The organism is Kitasatospora sp. MAP5-34, assembly GCF_029894335.1.
Taxonomy (GTDB): domain Bacteria; phylum Actinomycetota; class Actinomycetes; order Streptomycetales; family Streptomycetaceae; genus Kitasatospora.
On record NZ_JARXZC010000036.1, the window covers coordinates 26,440 to 40,309 of the forward strand.

The window sequence follows — 13,870 nt, forward strand, 5'->3', positions numbered from 1 at the left end:
TGATGCGTAGCAGTGGTAGCGGTAGGAACAGCAGTGGTGGCGGCGGCAGCCAGGGCCGTGGCGGACAGGGCGGGGGCCGCAGCGGCGGTGGCTCGTACGGCGGCGGCAGCGGCGGCTCGCGCGGCGGGTCGTCGGGCGGTGGCTCGTACGGCGGCGGCTCGCGTGGTGGCTCCTCCGGCGGTGGGTCGTACGGTGGCGGCAGTGGCGGTGGCTCCTACGGTGGCGGTTCCCGTGGCGGGTCGTCGAGCGGTGGCTCGTACAGCGGCGGCAGTGGCGGTGGCTCCTACGGTGGCGGTTCCCGTGGGGGCTCCTCCGGCGGTGGCTCGTACGGCGGCGGCAGTGGCGGCTCGCGTGGTGGTTCCTCCGGCGGTGGGTCGTACGGCGGCGGCTCGCGTGGCGGGTCGTCGAGCGGTGGCTCGTACGGCGGCGGTTCCCGTGGTGGCTCCTCCGGCGGCGGCTCCTACGGTGGCGGTTCGCGTGGCGGGTCGTCCAGCGGTGGCTCGTACGGCGGCGGTGCTCGCCGTGACGACCGCAGGGACGAGCACAAGCAGTACCCGGACCGTCCGCTGAGGCCCGAGGAGCGGAAGTACGACCGTCCGGAGTTCGGCTCCGGCGGCCACTACGGCGCGCGCAAGGCGCTCCCGCAGGCCAAGGGGCCGGCGCGTCCGCGTCAGCCCGGCCAGGGTGCCCCGGGCGACCCGCGTCGTCAGCCGCAGCGTTCGCGTGAGCTGCAGGGGAAGATCGAGGACGCCGTGCTGGCGCGCCACGACAAGCCGGCCGTGGTGCTGCCGAAGACCTTCGGCGAGCCCGAGGGCGAGCGCCTGCAGAAGGTGCTGGCGCGGGCCGGTATGGGCAGCCGTCGGGCCTGTGAGGAGCTGGTCTCGCAGGGTCGTGTCATGGTCAACGGCAAGCTGGTGACCGAGCAGGGCAAGCGGGTCGACGCGCAGAACGACGAGATCAAGGTGGACGGTCTGACCGTCGCCACCCAGTCGTACCTGTTCTTCGCGCTCAACAAGCCGGCCGGCGTGGTCTCCACGATGGAGGACCCGGACGGCCGTCAGTGCCTGGGCGACTACGTGACCAACCGGGAGACCCGGCTGTTCCACGTGGGCCGGCTGGACACCGAGACCGAGGGCATCATCCTGCTCACCAACCACGGCGAGCTGGCCCACCGTCTCACCCACCCCAAGTACGGTGTGACCAAGACGTACATGGCCGCCATCCAGGGCCCGATCCCGCGTGACCTGGGCAAGATCCTGGCGCAGGGCATCGAGCTGGAGGACGGCTTCGCCCGTGCCGACAGCTTCAAGGTGCTCTCGAACGTCGGCAAGAACTACCTGGTCGAGGTGACCCTGCACGAGGGTCGCAAGCACATCGTCCGGCGGATGCTCGCCGAGGCGGGCTACCCGGTCGAGAAGCTGGTCCGTACCCACTTCGGTCCGATCGCCCTGGGCGACCAGAAGTCGGGCTGGCTGCGCCGCCTGACCAACCCCGAGGTCGGTCAGCTGATGCACGAGGTCGGTCTGTAAGCCGGTCTGTAAGCACTGAGGAGGAGGCCCTCCCCGCCGTTCGGCGGGGAGGGCTCCTGCCGTTCGGGGGTAGTGGTGTGAGCCTGGCCGCACCGGCTTGTCAGCCTGTGGACGGGTGGCGGAAGATAGCCAATGGATGACCGACTGCCAGGTGGCGGAACTGCGCCACCAGGGGTGTGGCCAGCGGGGGAAGGAGCGTTGTGCTCGACTCATTCGGAGTGCTCGGCCTGGGTGGGCCGGACGGCCGGCTGTACGCGGCTCTCGTGGTGGCGCCCCAGTCCACCGCCGAGGAGCTCGCCGAGCAGTGCGGGCTGACGCTCGAGCAGAGCCGCGCCGCTCTGGACAGACTGGCCCAGCAGGGCATGGCGACCCGCGCGCCGGTGGACCGCGAGCGCTTCCTCGCCGTCGCCCCCGACGTCGCCATCGGCACCCTGATCGGCCACCGGGAGGCCCAGCTCCGCAGCGCCCGCGCCGAGATGCACCGCCTGATGGACGCCTTCCGGGAGGCCTCCCGCTTCACCGACCCCGCGCACTCGGTGGAGGTGCTGACCGGCGGCGAGGCCATCGCCCAGCGGCTGGAGCACCTGATCGAGACCGCCGAGTACCAGGTCCGGGGCTTCGACTGCCCGCCCTACATCCAGGACCCGGTGGCGAACCTGCCCCGGCAGCGCCAGCGGCTCAGGGCCGGCGTCCGGTTCCGTACGGTCTTCGACAAGGAGGCCGTGGCCTGGCCGGGCCGGCTGGAGAAGGAGATCCTGGTCGGCGTCGCGGACGGCGAGGAGGCCCGGGTCCGGCCCGTCCTGCCAACGAAGATCATGATGGCCGACGACCGGATGGCGATCATCCCGATCAGCGTCGGCGACGCCGTGCTGGACGCGGCGTACGTGATCCACCCGTCCGCCCTGTTGCAGGCCCTGGACGGGCTGTTCGAGGCCGAGTGGGAGCGGGCGGTGCCGCTGCAGACCGCGATCGGCCACGGCGACGGCGAGTTGGAGCCCGAGGCCGACCACCGCAAGCTGCTCGGGCTGCTGGCGGCCGGGCTGACGGACGAGTCGATCGCCCGCTCGCTCGGCTGGAGCGCCCGGACCACCCAGCGGCGGCTGCAGAGCCTGATGCGCGAACTCGGCGCCACCACCCGCTTCCAGGCCGGGATGGCGGCCCGCGAGCGCGGCTGGCTCTGACCGGTCGGCTTTGGCCGGTCAGCTGCCGACCGGCCAACCGTGACCGGTTGCCGCGCTCACGGCCGCCGTGACCTGGGCCTTTGTCCGGTGCCGGGCCGGTTGCCGGACATTCGCGCCGAGACGGAGTCTGACGAGCCATCACATCTTGGAAACAGGAGTCGTATTCGAGCTTCCCGCCCGTATTCTTCCAACACCGTCTGCCCAACGAGGGCACACAGCGCTCGGGGGAGCAATGGGCGAGAGACTCTACGGTCAAGGTGCCTTGTTGGACGGGCTGGTACCGCAGTTGGTGGGGTTGGAGCGCACCCGCCGGCGTCTCGTCCCCTTCAAGGACCGCGACAGCGGACCGATCGTGCAGGTGGTCGGCGGTCGGGGCAGCGGGAAGAGCGCCATGCTCGACGCTCTCTACGAGGGGTACCACAACCGGCTGCCGCTGGCCCGCGCCGATCTCGCGGCCGCCGGGTTCGGTCAGCGCGAGCTGGCCGACCTGGCGGAGGACGACACCCCTAACTCCTCCCCGATCACCAGTCTTCTCTACCTGCTCTCGGACCAACTCGGCCTGAAGGCCGACAGGTTCAACCGTGGGCTGAAGTTCCGCCGGCTCTCCGTCGGCCTGCTGGTGGTCAGTGCCTGGCAGCCCGGCGGGGCCACCGCCGAGGAAGGCCCGGCGCCGGTCCGTCCCGCGAATCTCCGGGACGCGGAACGCCGGCTCTTCGAGATCCTCAGGGCGGACGACGGCGACCAGAAGCGTCGCAAGGAAGTCCTCGAACAGTGGCTGGACGCCCTGCTCCCGGCAGTGAGCGGCGCCGTCGGGGTGCCCGCCGGGCTGGACCCGATGTTCCGCGCCGTCGTCAAGACCGCCCGCGAGCTGCTGCTCGCACCCCGCCCCGACCGTGGAGCGCTGCACTGGTGGCGCGAACAGCTGTCGATGGCCACCGGGGACAGCCTGCAGCGGCTGTACTCCTTCGTGCTCGACTTCCGCAACGGGCCGGGCGACCGGCGACGCAAGGCCGAGACCCTGCTGATCGCCGCCCTGCTCGCCGACATCGACGAGAACTACGGCCGGCTACGGAACCTCAACGACACGCCGCATCCGCTGATCCTGCTGGACAACCTGCACGGCCCCCTGGGGGCGCGCTTTCTCGACCTGCTGCTCCTGGCGTACCAGAAACTGCCCCGCGCGGCCGGCCGGGTCACCCGGCCGGTGATCGTGGCCGGGCTGCTCGGCGACCCCAAGGCCGTCACCGCGCTGGCCGACGTCGAGTCGTCGGCCTGGCCCGGCCGCCCGGTCTCCGGCGACGCGGGCGGTCCGCGTGTGCTGTGGCTGGGGCTGCCGCCGGTCCAGCGTGACGACATCATGGCGATGCTGAGTCCGCTCGATTACCCGCCGCACCTCCCGCTGCTGATCGAGCGGCTCAGTGGAGGGCGGCCGAGCAGCGCCCGCATGCTGGCGGACGCCGCCAAGCGGCTGCCGGCCACCGGGGACAGTCTGCGGATGGAGGAGTTCCACGCGCTCTTCGGGCCGACATCGAGTGGCGTCCTGACCGGTCGGCTGCTCGAACAGCTGCTCCCCGCACCGCACTTGCAGGGTCGGTTACCCCTCCTCTCGGCCGCGCTCGACGACGCGGCCGCCCGTCGGCTCTGGGGCTCCTTCCATGCCGAGGAGAACGCGTTCGCGCGGGTCCGCGAGGTCAGGGAGCACCTGGACGAGACGCGCTGGAACCTCCGGGCCTGGCCGGGCACGGGCGGCACGGCGCCCTTCGTCGCCGACCGGGCGCTGCGCACCCTGCTGCTGCGGCAGCTGCGCGCCGACCTCTCGGACGAGCGCTGGGACCAGGCGCAGCGGCGGCTCCGCTCCGGCTACGACCCCGTGCACAGCGAGTCGCGGTCGGACGGGCGGGAGGCGCGGTACCTGCACCACAGTCTCGCCCTCGGCGAATCGGACCTGGTCGTGCGGTTCCTGCACCAGGGGTTCGGCCGGGACGGACTCCGTGACTGGCTGACCATGGTGAACATCGTCTGCGCGGCGCCGCTCGCCGCCGCCGACCTGCCCCAGCATGCCCTTGACACGCTCGCGCAACCGCTGGATCTGGCTCGGTGCACGGCCTGTGCCGATCCGGTCGGCGTACCTGTGCACAAAGCGATCAAGCGACTGGTGCTGGCACTGTGGCGGCAGTCCGACCCGCTGGCCGTCCCCCGGGACGACTACATCGAGCGGGTCGAGTCGGCACTTCACACGCTGTACGAGCACGTCGAGGAGAACGACACGCTCCAGCGGGCGCACCGCGACTGGCCCAAGCGGCTGCGCGAGGGTGTCCAGGCCCCTGAGCTACCGGTAGCGGGAGGGTTCGGCGCATGAACATCCTTGCAAGAGTCCGTAGTTGGCTTCCCTGGGGAGCGTGGGGGAGGCTGACCAAGGGGCTGGTCCTCGGCCTGGTCCTGCTGCTGCTCGCGCTGGGTGGCTGGTCGGGCTGGTCGGCCCTGCGGCCGGACCTGTCCTGTGGCCCGGGGGTCGAGAAGCGCGGTCCCGCACACGAGTGCATCGGGGTCACCGACGGCGGCTTCAGCTTCCTGCCACGCCTTGCCCCGGTCTCCGCCCGGATCAAGGCCGAGAACGACCGGATCGCGGGCCGGCCGCACGCCACCGTCGCACTGATGGTGCCGCTGACCGAGACCGACGACGCCGAGCAGCAGAAGATCCTGCGGGAGGTCCAGGGCGCCTACCTCGCGCAGTACCAGGCGAACCGGGACAACTCGAAGGCCCCGGCGATCCGTCTGGTGCTCGCCAACCCGGGGGCGGGCGGCGCCCAGTGGAGGCCGGTTACGGACCAGCTGGAGAAGATGGCGAAGTCGCCGCGCGACAACCTGCGGGCGGTGGCGGGATTCGACACCAGCGTGACGAGCACCCAGCAGACCATTCTGCATCTCACCAAGGACCTGCACATCCCGGTGGTCGGCGGCGCGATCACCGCCGACGACCTCGCCGACAGCAAGCAGCATCCCGACACCTATCCGGGACTCGCCCGGATCGCGCCGACCAACACCGAGGAGGCCGCCGCGCTCTTCTCCTACAACAAGCTCAACAAGGGCGTTACGCCGGACCAGACCCTGGTCGTGGAGGACCTCCGCCAGGACGACAACTACATCAAGAGCCTCAGGACGGCCTTCGAGGGCTACTCGTCCCACCCGCCCGAGCAGTTCCGCTCCCCGGACGACATCCACTCGACCGGAAACCTCTCCAACGACTTCCAACGGCTGGTGCCGAACATCTGCGCCTCGAGCGCCAGAACGATCTACTTCGCCGGTCGGTACACGCAGTTGCGACAGTTCGTCGACGAGCTCGGCCACCGGGGCTGCAGCACGACGAAGTACACCGTGATCACCGCCGACGCCGCCGACACCCTGGCCTCGGACCCGGATTTCGACTGGAGCGCGCTGAACCGAGGCAGCGGCATCACGCTGCAGTACGCGGCGGTGGCGAACCAGCACATGTGGGACGGCGACCCCAAGGGCGGCCCGGGCAGCCCGGGCAGCTCGCCGGATGCGGTCAAGCAGCTGGAGGCTCTGACCGGCAAGGACGCACCGAGTGACGTCGGGCAGATCGGCGCGGTCGACTTCAAGGGCTCCCGGACGATGGTCGCGCACGACTCCGTGTGGACCGCGATCACCGCGGTCCACAACAGCGCCTCACAGACCGACCCGATGCCCAGCCTGCGAGAGGTGTCCAACATGTGGCTCAGGTTGCGCAGCGCCAGCAAGGTCGAGGGCACCAGCGGCTGGATCTGCCTGGACAACTACGGCAACCCGTACGACAAGGCCGTGGCGGTGGTCGAGCTGGACCCGCAGGACAAGAGCATCAAGTTCGACGGCCTGGCCTGGCCGGAGGGGAGCCCGCCCAATCAGGAGTGCACGCCGGACAAGTGACCGGCCCCAAGGTCCGAGACCCCCAGGCCCCCAGGCCCCCAGGCCCCCAGGCCCCAAGGCCCCAAGGCCCCAAGGCCCAAAGCCCGAGGTCGAAGGCCGTGGGCCTCGGGTGGCCGGTGCTAACTCCAGGGGAGCAGGGTGGCCCAGAGGCCGTCCGGGCCGCGTTCCAGCTTCTCCAGACCGACCACCGCGCTGCGGTTGAGGCGGCCGTAGATGTGCGGGAACAGGATGTCGGGCGTGGCTCCGGGTGGCGGGGCGCCGTTCGGGGCCTCCCACTTCACCATCGGCTCGACCAGGCTCTCCTCGATCAGCAGGGCCATCAGCGGGCCCGGGGCGTTCCGGAAGAAGGCGTTGGCCACCGCCAGGGCGGTCTGCTCGTCGGCCGAGCAGTGGATGAACCCGTCGGTGAGCAGGGAGGCGGCGGTGTACGGCCGTCCGGGATCGTGCAGCCAGTCGTCCAGGGGTGCGAGGTGGTAGATCATGTGTCCCTTTTTACCTGCTTTCCGGTCAGATCCCGGCTACCTTGGCCGTCGCCGAGACCTCGTACACCAGCGTGACGGTCCGGCGGCCGCCCGGCGGCAGCGTGAGGTCCCAGCGGGCGATGCCCTCGGCGTCCAGTGCGTCCGGGGCCGGGGAGCAGGACTCCTTGCGCAGCCGTACCTCGACCGCCGAGACCTCGGAGACCGGGATCCGTTCGCGGAGGGTGATCAGCTGCTCGTCGTGCTCCTGCGGGCCGGAGAAGCGGGACAGGTGCAGCCGGACCGTCCGGGTGACGGTGGTCCGCTGGGAGAGCCCGGAGTTGCTCCGGCTCTCCTCCGTCTCGCGGACCACCCGGTAGCCGTCCGTACTGCCGAACGAGAGTTCGGCGGGCGCGCCCGGCGCGGTGAACGCCAGCTCGCCGCGCCCGGTGAAGCCGCTGCCGAGGACCAGGTCCACCGGCCCGGCCAGTAGTGCGTGCCCCGCGCCGTTCTGGAACCGCACCACCCGGGTGACCAGCGGCGAGAGCTCGGGGGCGCAGGCGTACTCGCTGGTCGCGGGCGTGCCGAAGGCGGTCAGCGGTAAGCGGTGCGGGCGGCCGTCGCCGGGGACCGAGGCCGGTGCGGGCGCCGTCAGCACGCGGACCTCGCCGCCGTCGTCCACGCCCGGCAGGCCGTCCGCCGCCGGGCCGGTGGAGCTGATCTCCTCCTCGCGCAGTTCGACCTCGACCGTGCGGCGCTCCTCGGCGGTGCGCTCCCGCAGGGTCAGCACGTCCTCGACCAGGCGCGGCGGCTCGCCGGCCAGGGCGGACCTGGCGGTGGAGAGCGTCAGCCGGACGCCCGACCAGTCCTCGCCGGTGTGCTGCCAGACCACGGCCTCGGTCTCCAGCCGGAGGGTGCCCTCGGTGAGCGTCGCCCGGTAGGCCGGGCGCCAGAGAGCGCACGGGGTGAGGTGCGTGACGGTCAGCTCCGCCGGGCCGGCTGCCCGGGCCTCGACGGTCAGCTCGACGTACGCGACCAGCTCGGCGGGCTCCTCCTCGGCCCGTTCCAGCGCCTGCCGGGCCTCGGACAACTCCTCGTCCAGTGCCCGTAGTCGGGCCCGTACGCTGCGCAACTGCTCGCCGTACGACTCGCGTTCGGCGTCCACCCGGTCCAACTCCCTGGACCAGCGGGAGCGTTCGACCTCGCCACGCCCGGCGCCCTCGCCGATCTCGCGCAGCAGGTCGGCGGCGAGCCGGCCGAGCAGGGTCAGCCGGGCCTCCAGACGCCGGCGGTGGGCGTCCTCGGTGAGCTGTTCCTGTTCCAAGGTGTGGACGTGCCGCCGGAGTTCGGAGTCCTCGGCGGTGGGTGGGAGCGGGGGGCGGGGCGTCCAGGAGCGGACGATCCGGGCGTCCAGCACCCCGGCGTCCGGGGAGTCCTCCAGGCTGGTGCGCAGCGAGCGGTCGACCGCGAGGGCGGTGATCGGGCCGAGGCGCAACCGCTGGACGCCTGCGGTCAGTTCGAGGGCGGCGGTGCGTTCGACGAGGCTGCGGTCCTCCAGGCAGGTGACAGCGGTGACGGGGAGAGCCGTGATGGTGGTGGGCAGGGTGGTCATCGGTTCAGTTCCTCCGGTTTCCGCCGTGCAGGGTCTTGCCGGCCGGGATGCGGATCTCGTACCCGCCGTCCAGTTCGACGGCGCCGTGGGCGGGCAGCTCGACTCGCCAACGGCGGGTGCTCGGCGGGAGGTCGTCCGACGGTTCGGCCTCCTGCCAGCCCGGACGTTCCTCGATCCGGATGTCGGTGTCCGAGCTCACCGGTACCCGTTCGCGGACCTCCACGGTGACCGGACGGCCGAGGCGGTTGGCGAGTTCGACGTGGACGCGGTGGTCCAGGACGGTGGTGCTGTTCAGCATCCCCGCCGTGGACTCGCGCAGCTCGGTGCGGCGGGCCACCCGGATGCCCTCCGCCACCCCCAGCCCGACCCGCCGGGTACCACCGGGTGCGAGCGTCGGCAGGGCGGCGGTCAGCAGGAACTGCCCGTCCACGCCGACCTCGACCGGCCCGGCCAGCAGCGCCCGGTCGGTAGCGTTGGTGAGCACCAGCGTGCCGTAGACCGTCTCCTCGACCGACGGGACGCAGACGAACTCGCTCCGCAGCCCCACCGGGATCTCGCCGACCGTGACGGTGTGCCACCCGCCGTCGGACGGCAGGTCCACCCGGGCGGCGAGGTCGTAACGCTGGTCGAACGAGCCGGCCGAGAGGCGCGGACGGACGGCGTGCGGCGGGAGGGGGAGCGCGCCGACGGCCTCCGCGCGGTGCCGGTACCCGGCGGCGGCCGGAGCGGCGCTGCCGCCGCCCGGGACCAGGCGGCCTCGGCGGGTCCTGCCCTGGTCGGGGCCGGGCAGGGTGAGCGCGGCGTAGTCGAGCCAGCCGACGTCGGGGTGCGGCGGGCCGGTGGGTTCGGGTTCGGGTTCGGGTTCAGGCTCGGCCGCATGGCGGGCGCCGGGGCGGGTGGCGGGGGTGCGGCGGGGCTCTGCGGGGCCATCATCCGCAGGTGCGGGGTGCGCGTCGGCATCGGCATCGGCATCGGCATCGGTGGGCCGGCGGGCGCGGGTGCCGCGTCGCCGTACGCGACGGGGGCTCCGCCCTCGTCCGCTCCGGTTGAGAAGGACATCGCCTGGGCGTGGGGTGGCTGCGGGGACGGGGTCGCCGCGTCGTACCCGGCGAAGAGGTCGTCCAGGCCGCCGGGTGCTTCGCGCCAGCCGGACGGCGCCGGGGCGGGCTGGCGCCGGCCGATCCGGATCGAGCGCAGCTGCGGGAGGTCGGTACGCCGCCGCAGGTCGGCGGTGGAGAGCGCGAGGCGTACGCCCGTCCAGTCCTCGCCGGTGCGCTGGGCCACCGACGCGCACAGCACCAGGGTGCCGTCACCGGCGCCCTGCCGGTGGCTCAGCCGGTAGGTGGGCACCCAGACCGCGCCCGGGACGCCGTACTCGACTTCGAGTTCGAGCTCGTCCTCGTCCTCGCCGGCGCCGCTGAGGGTCAGGATGGCCGTCGCGCTGGTCTCCACCGGGCGGGAGGGACCGGCGCTGGAGGCCCGGTCCAGGCGCTCCTGGGCGACGGCGAGGGCGTGTTCGGCCTGGCGGAGCTCGTCCGCGAGCCGGGCGGCGCGGGCGTGCAGGGCGGTCAGGCGTTCGTCGACGAAGTCGGCGAGGTCCAGCCAGGCGTCGGCCGGGGTGCGGCGGTGCGGCTCGTCGGGGCCGGGCGGCGGCGGGACCGGGCGCAGCGCCGCGACCTCGTCGATCCGGCCCAGCTGCAGGGTGTGGCGGGCCTCGGCGGCGTCCAGCGCGTCGCGGGCCTGTTCGGCGAGGCGGCGCAGCTCGGGCAGTCCGTCGGGCCCGCGCAGTTCGGCGTCCTCCGCCAACCGCGCCTCGGTGACCCGCCGCCCGTCACCGCCGACCACGGACGCCCGCAGCGAACCCGGGTCGAGCGCCCGGGGCAGCCCCGTCAGCCGCACCCGCCCGTCCGGCGGGACCGTCACCCGCGCCCGTCGGCGGCAGAGCGCCCCGGTCGCGTAGACCACCACCGAGTCGAGCACCGACTCCCAGCCTTGCCCTGTTTCAGCAGCCACCCCGCCGTACCCCATTCCATCGCTCCCCGGCCCAGGGCGCCCAGTCTGCCCCCGGGACGCCCCCGGCGGTGAGGATTTGTACCGCGCGTCGCGGGCTCGTCCCGGGTCGAGGCCCGGGTGAGGGAGGATGAGCGGAGCAGCAGCTCACCCGTTCCAGGAGACGTGAAACGCCATGCGCACTGTCGCCGTCGTCGGCACCGGACTGATCGGCACCTCCCTCGCGCTCGCCCTCGCCGGGCGCGGACTGACCGTCCACCTGGAGGACGCCGACCCGGACGCCGCCCGGACGGCGGCCTCGCTGGGCGCGGGCACCACCGAACCGGCCGACGGCCCGGTCGATCTGGCGATCGTCGCGGTGCCGCCCGCGCTGGTCGGGAAGGTGCTCGCGGACTGCCAGCGGCGCGGGCTGGCCCGCTGGTACACCGACGTTGCCAGCGTGAAGACCGGCCCGCGCGCCGACGTGACCGCGCTCGGCTGCGACACCGTCCACTACATCGGCAGCCACCCGATGGCGGGCCGTGAGCGCACCGGCCCGCTGGCGGCCCGCGCCGACCTCTTCGAGGGCCGGCCCTGGGTGCTGACCCCGACCGAGGACACCGACACCGAGACGCTCAACGCGGCCCTCGAGATGGTCGCGCTGTGCGGTGCCGTACCGATAGTGATGGACGCCACCGCCCACGACCGCGCCGTCGCGCTGGTCTCGCACGCCCCGCAGCTGTTCTCCTCGCTGGTCGCGGCGCGGCTGGAGCACGCGGACGAGACGGCCGTCCGGCTGGCCGGCCAGGGGGTCCGCGACGTCACCCGGATCGCCGGTTCCAACCCCGCGATGTGGGTCGACATCCTCTCCGCCAACGCCGGGGTGGTCGCCGACATCCTGGAGGAACTCGCCGCCGACCTCGGCGACACCGTCACCGCGCTGCGCGCGCTGGAGGCCGCCGACGAGGGCGAGCGCCGCACGGGCGCGGCCGGCATCGAGGCCGTGCTGCGGCGCGGCAACAGCGGCCAGGCCCGGATCCCCGGCAAGCACGGCGCCCCGCCGACCCGCTACGAGACCGTCTCCGTCGTGCTCGGCGACCAGCCCGGCGAGCTGGGGCGGCTGTTCGGCGAGGTCGGCGCGCTCGGGGTCAACATCGAGGACGTGGCGATCGAGCACTCCACCGGCCAGCAGGTCGGCTTCGTCCAGCTCTCCGTCGCCCCCGCCGCCGTCCAGCGGCTCATCGGCGCGCTGGGCCAGCACGGCTGGAGCGTACGCGAGTAGCGCCGGGGGGGTGCGGGCCGCCCCTCGTCTGTGGCTGATGCCGTTGTGCCGGTTCCGGGCGCGCTCTCGGGAGACAATTTCTGAGGGGCCGTCCGGTCCCGCCGTTCGCGAGGACGTTTTGCGCGGACGCTCCGCGAAGAAAGGTCAAGGCCACATGCCACAGCAGGTCAGGGGCGTCATCGCCCGGGGCAAGGGCGAGCCCGTACGGGTCGAGACCATCGTGGTGCCCGATCCCGGGCCCGGGGAGGCCGTGGTCAAGGTCCAGGCCTGCGGGGTCTGCCACACCGATCTGCACTACCGGGACGGCGGGATCAACGACGACTTCCCGTTCCTGCTCGGGCACGAGGCCGCCGGTGTGGTGGAGAGCGTCGGCGCGGGCGTGACGGAGGTGGCGCCCGGCGACTTCGTGATCCTGAACTGGCGCGCGGTCTGCGGGCAGTGCCGCTCCTGTCGGCGCGGGCGGCCGCAGTACTGCTTCGCCACCCACAACGCGAAGCAGCCGATGACCCTGCTCGACGGCACCCCGCTCTCGCCCGCGCTGGGCATCGGCGCCTTCGCCGACAAGACCCTGGTCGCCGCCGGCCAGTGCACCAAGGTGGACCCGGCCGCGTCGCCCGCCGCCGCCGGTCTGCTCGGCTGCGGGGTGATGGCCGGCCTCGGTGCCGCCGTCAACACCGGCGGGGTGGGCCGGGGGGACAGCGTCGCGGTGATCGGCTGCGGCGGGGTCGGCAACGCCGCCGTGATGGGTGCCCGGCTGGCCGGTGCGGCGAAGATCATCGCGGTGGACATCGACGACCGCAAGCTCGCCACCGCGCTGCGCCTGGGCGCCACCCACACCGTCAACTCGGCCACCGGCGACGCCGTCGAGGAGATCCGTGCGCTGACGGACGGCAACGGCGCGGACGTGGTCATCGAGGCGGTCGGCCGCCCCGAGACGTACAAGCAGGCGTTCTACGCGCGTGACCTGGCGGGTACTGTCGTCCTGGTCGGTGTGCCGACGCCGGAGATGACTCTTGAGCTCCCGCTGCTCGACGTCTTCGGACGCGGTGGCGCGCTGAAGTCCTCCTGGTACGGCGACTGTCTGCCCTCGCGGGACTTCCCGCTGCTGATCGACCTCTATTTGCAAGGACGGCTCGACTTGGACGCTTTCGTCTCCGAGACCATCGCACTCGACCAGGTCGAGGAAGCCTTCGCCCGGATGCACGGCGGCGACGTGCTGCGTTCGGTGGTGATGCTCTGATGCGTCAGATGCCCCCCGAGCCCGAGATCGAACTCCTCACCACCTCCGGCACCTTCTCGCTGGACGGCGGCACCTGGGAGGTCGAGAACAACGTCTGGATCATCGCCAACGACCGCGACGCCGTGGTCATCGACCCGGCGCACGACGCCCGGGCCGTCGCGACGGCCCTCGGCGACCGCGAACTGCGGGCGATCATCTGCACCCACGCGCACGACGACCACATCGGCGCCGCCCCCGAGCTGGCCGCACTGACCGGCGCGCCGATCCTGCTGCACCCCGACGACCTGCCGCTCTGGAAGCAGACCCACCCGAGCGACCACCCCGACGAGGACCTGCGGGACGGCCAGCGCATCACCGTCGGCGGGATCTACCTGCACGTCCGCCACACCCCGGGCCACAGCCCCGGCGGCGTCAGCATCTACGTGCCCGCGCTGGACGCCGTCTTCACCGGCGACACCCTCTTCAAGGACGGCCCCGGAGCCACCAGGAGGTCCTTCTCGGACTTCCCGACCATCGTCGCCTCGATCCAGGAGCGCCTGCTCACCCTGCCCCCCGAGACGACCGTGCACCCCGGCCACGGCGCCACCACCACCATCGGCGAAGAAGCCTCCCACGTGGACGACTGGATCGCTCGCGGGCACTGACGCCCGCGGGC

10 protein-coding genes and 1 pseudogene are annotated in these 13,870 nt (G+C 72.7%); 7 read left to right on the top strand and 4 right to left on the bottom strand.

Annotated features, from left to right (window positions below):
* The first annotated feature begins 2 nt into the window (after positions 1 to 2).
* From P3T29_RS25125 to P3T29_RS25140, 4 genes are all read left to right on the top strand, one after another.
* Positions 3 to 1,529, top strand: a complete 1,527-nt coding sequence (locus P3T29_RS25125; protein WP_280718891.1) for a pseudouridine synthase — start codon at positions 3 to 5, stop codon at positions 1,527 to 1,529.
* Between the two features lie 200 nt (positions 1,530 to 1,729).
* Complete coding sequence (locus P3T29_RS25130) at positions 1,730 to 2,710, top strand: transcriptional regulator (protein WP_280718892.1); 981 nt, start codon at positions 1,730 to 1,732, stop codon at positions 2,708 to 2,710.
* Positions 2,711 to 2,975: 265 nt separating this feature from the next.
* Positions 2,976 to 5,069, top strand: a complete 2,094-nt coding sequence (locus P3T29_RS25135; protein WP_280718893.1) for a hypothetical protein — start codon at positions 2,976 to 2,978, stop codon at positions 5,067 to 5,069.
* Positions 5,066 to 6,634 (top strand): hypothetical protein, encoded by a 1,569-nt coding sequence (locus P3T29_RS25140; RefSeq protein WP_280718894.1) that lies wholly within the window; start codon positions 5,066 to 5,068, stop codon positions 6,632 to 6,634. Before P3T29_RS25135 ends, P3T29_RS25140 begins: the two co-directional genes overlap by 4 nt.
* Before the next feature lie 119 nt (positions 6,635 to 6,753).
* Here P3T29_RS25140 and P3T29_RS25145 read toward each other — a convergent pair whose 3' ends face one another.
* The 4 genes and pseudogenes from P3T29_RS25145 to P3T29_RS32750 form a co-directional block, all read right to left on the bottom strand.
* The gene (locus P3T29_RS25145) at positions 6,754 to 7,116 is read right to left on the bottom strand and encodes a DUF952 domain-containing protein (RefSeq protein WP_280718895.1); all 363 of its coding nucleotides are present in this window, start codon (positions 7,114 to 7,116) and stop codon (positions 6,754 to 6,756) included.
* Between the two features lie 25 nt (positions 7,117 to 7,141).
* Positions 7,142 to 8,704 carry a mucoidy inhibitor MuiA family protein gene (locus P3T29_RS25150; RefSeq protein WP_280718896.1) on the bottom strand — a complete coding sequence of 521 codons (1,563 nt, stop codon included), beginning with the start codon at positions 8,702 to 8,704 and terminating at the stop codon, positions 7,142 to 7,144.
* A 4-nt stretch (positions 8,705 to 8,708) separates the two neighbouring features.
* Complete coding sequence (locus P3T29_RS32745; RefSeq protein ID WP_348532863.1) at positions 8,709 to 9,965, bottom strand: DUF4139 domain-containing protein; 1,257 nt, start codon at positions 9,963 to 9,965, stop codon at positions 8,709 to 8,711.
* Positions 9,854 to 10,732: pseudogene (locus P3T29_RS32750) on the bottom strand (DUF4139 domain-containing protein); the annotation flags it as partial. The gene P3T29_RS32745 and the pseudogene P3T29_RS32750, both read right to left, overlap by 112 nt.
* A 157-nt stretch (positions 10,733 to 10,889) precedes the next feature.
* Between P3T29_RS32750 and P3T29_RS25160 the strand changes: the two are divergent.
* The 3 genes from P3T29_RS25160 to P3T29_RS25170 all read left to right on the top strand — a co-directional run bounded on the left by P3T29_RS25160 (position 10,890) and on the right by P3T29_RS25170 (position 13,859).
* Entirely contained in the window at positions 10,890 to 11,975 is a 1,086-nt protein-coding gene (locus tag P3T29_RS25160; RefSeq protein WP_280718897.1) for a prephenate dehydrogenase, read from the top strand.
* A 154-nt stretch (positions 11,976 to 12,129) separates the two neighbouring features.
* Positions 12,130 to 13,215: an S-(hydroxymethyl)mycothiol dehydrogenase gene (locus P3T29_RS25165; protein ID WP_280718898.1), complete on the top strand. Its 1,086-nt coding sequence runs from the start codon at positions 12,130 to 12,132 to the stop codon at positions 13,213 to 13,215.
* Positions 13,215 to 13,859, top strand: a complete 645-nt coding sequence (locus P3T29_RS25170) for an MBL fold metallo-hydrolase (RefSeq protein WP_280718899.1) — start codon at positions 13,215 to 13,217, stop codon at positions 13,857 to 13,859. Before P3T29_RS25165 ends, P3T29_RS25170 begins: the two co-directional genes overlap by 1 nt.
* Positions 13,860 to 13,870 lie beyond the last annotated feature (11 nt).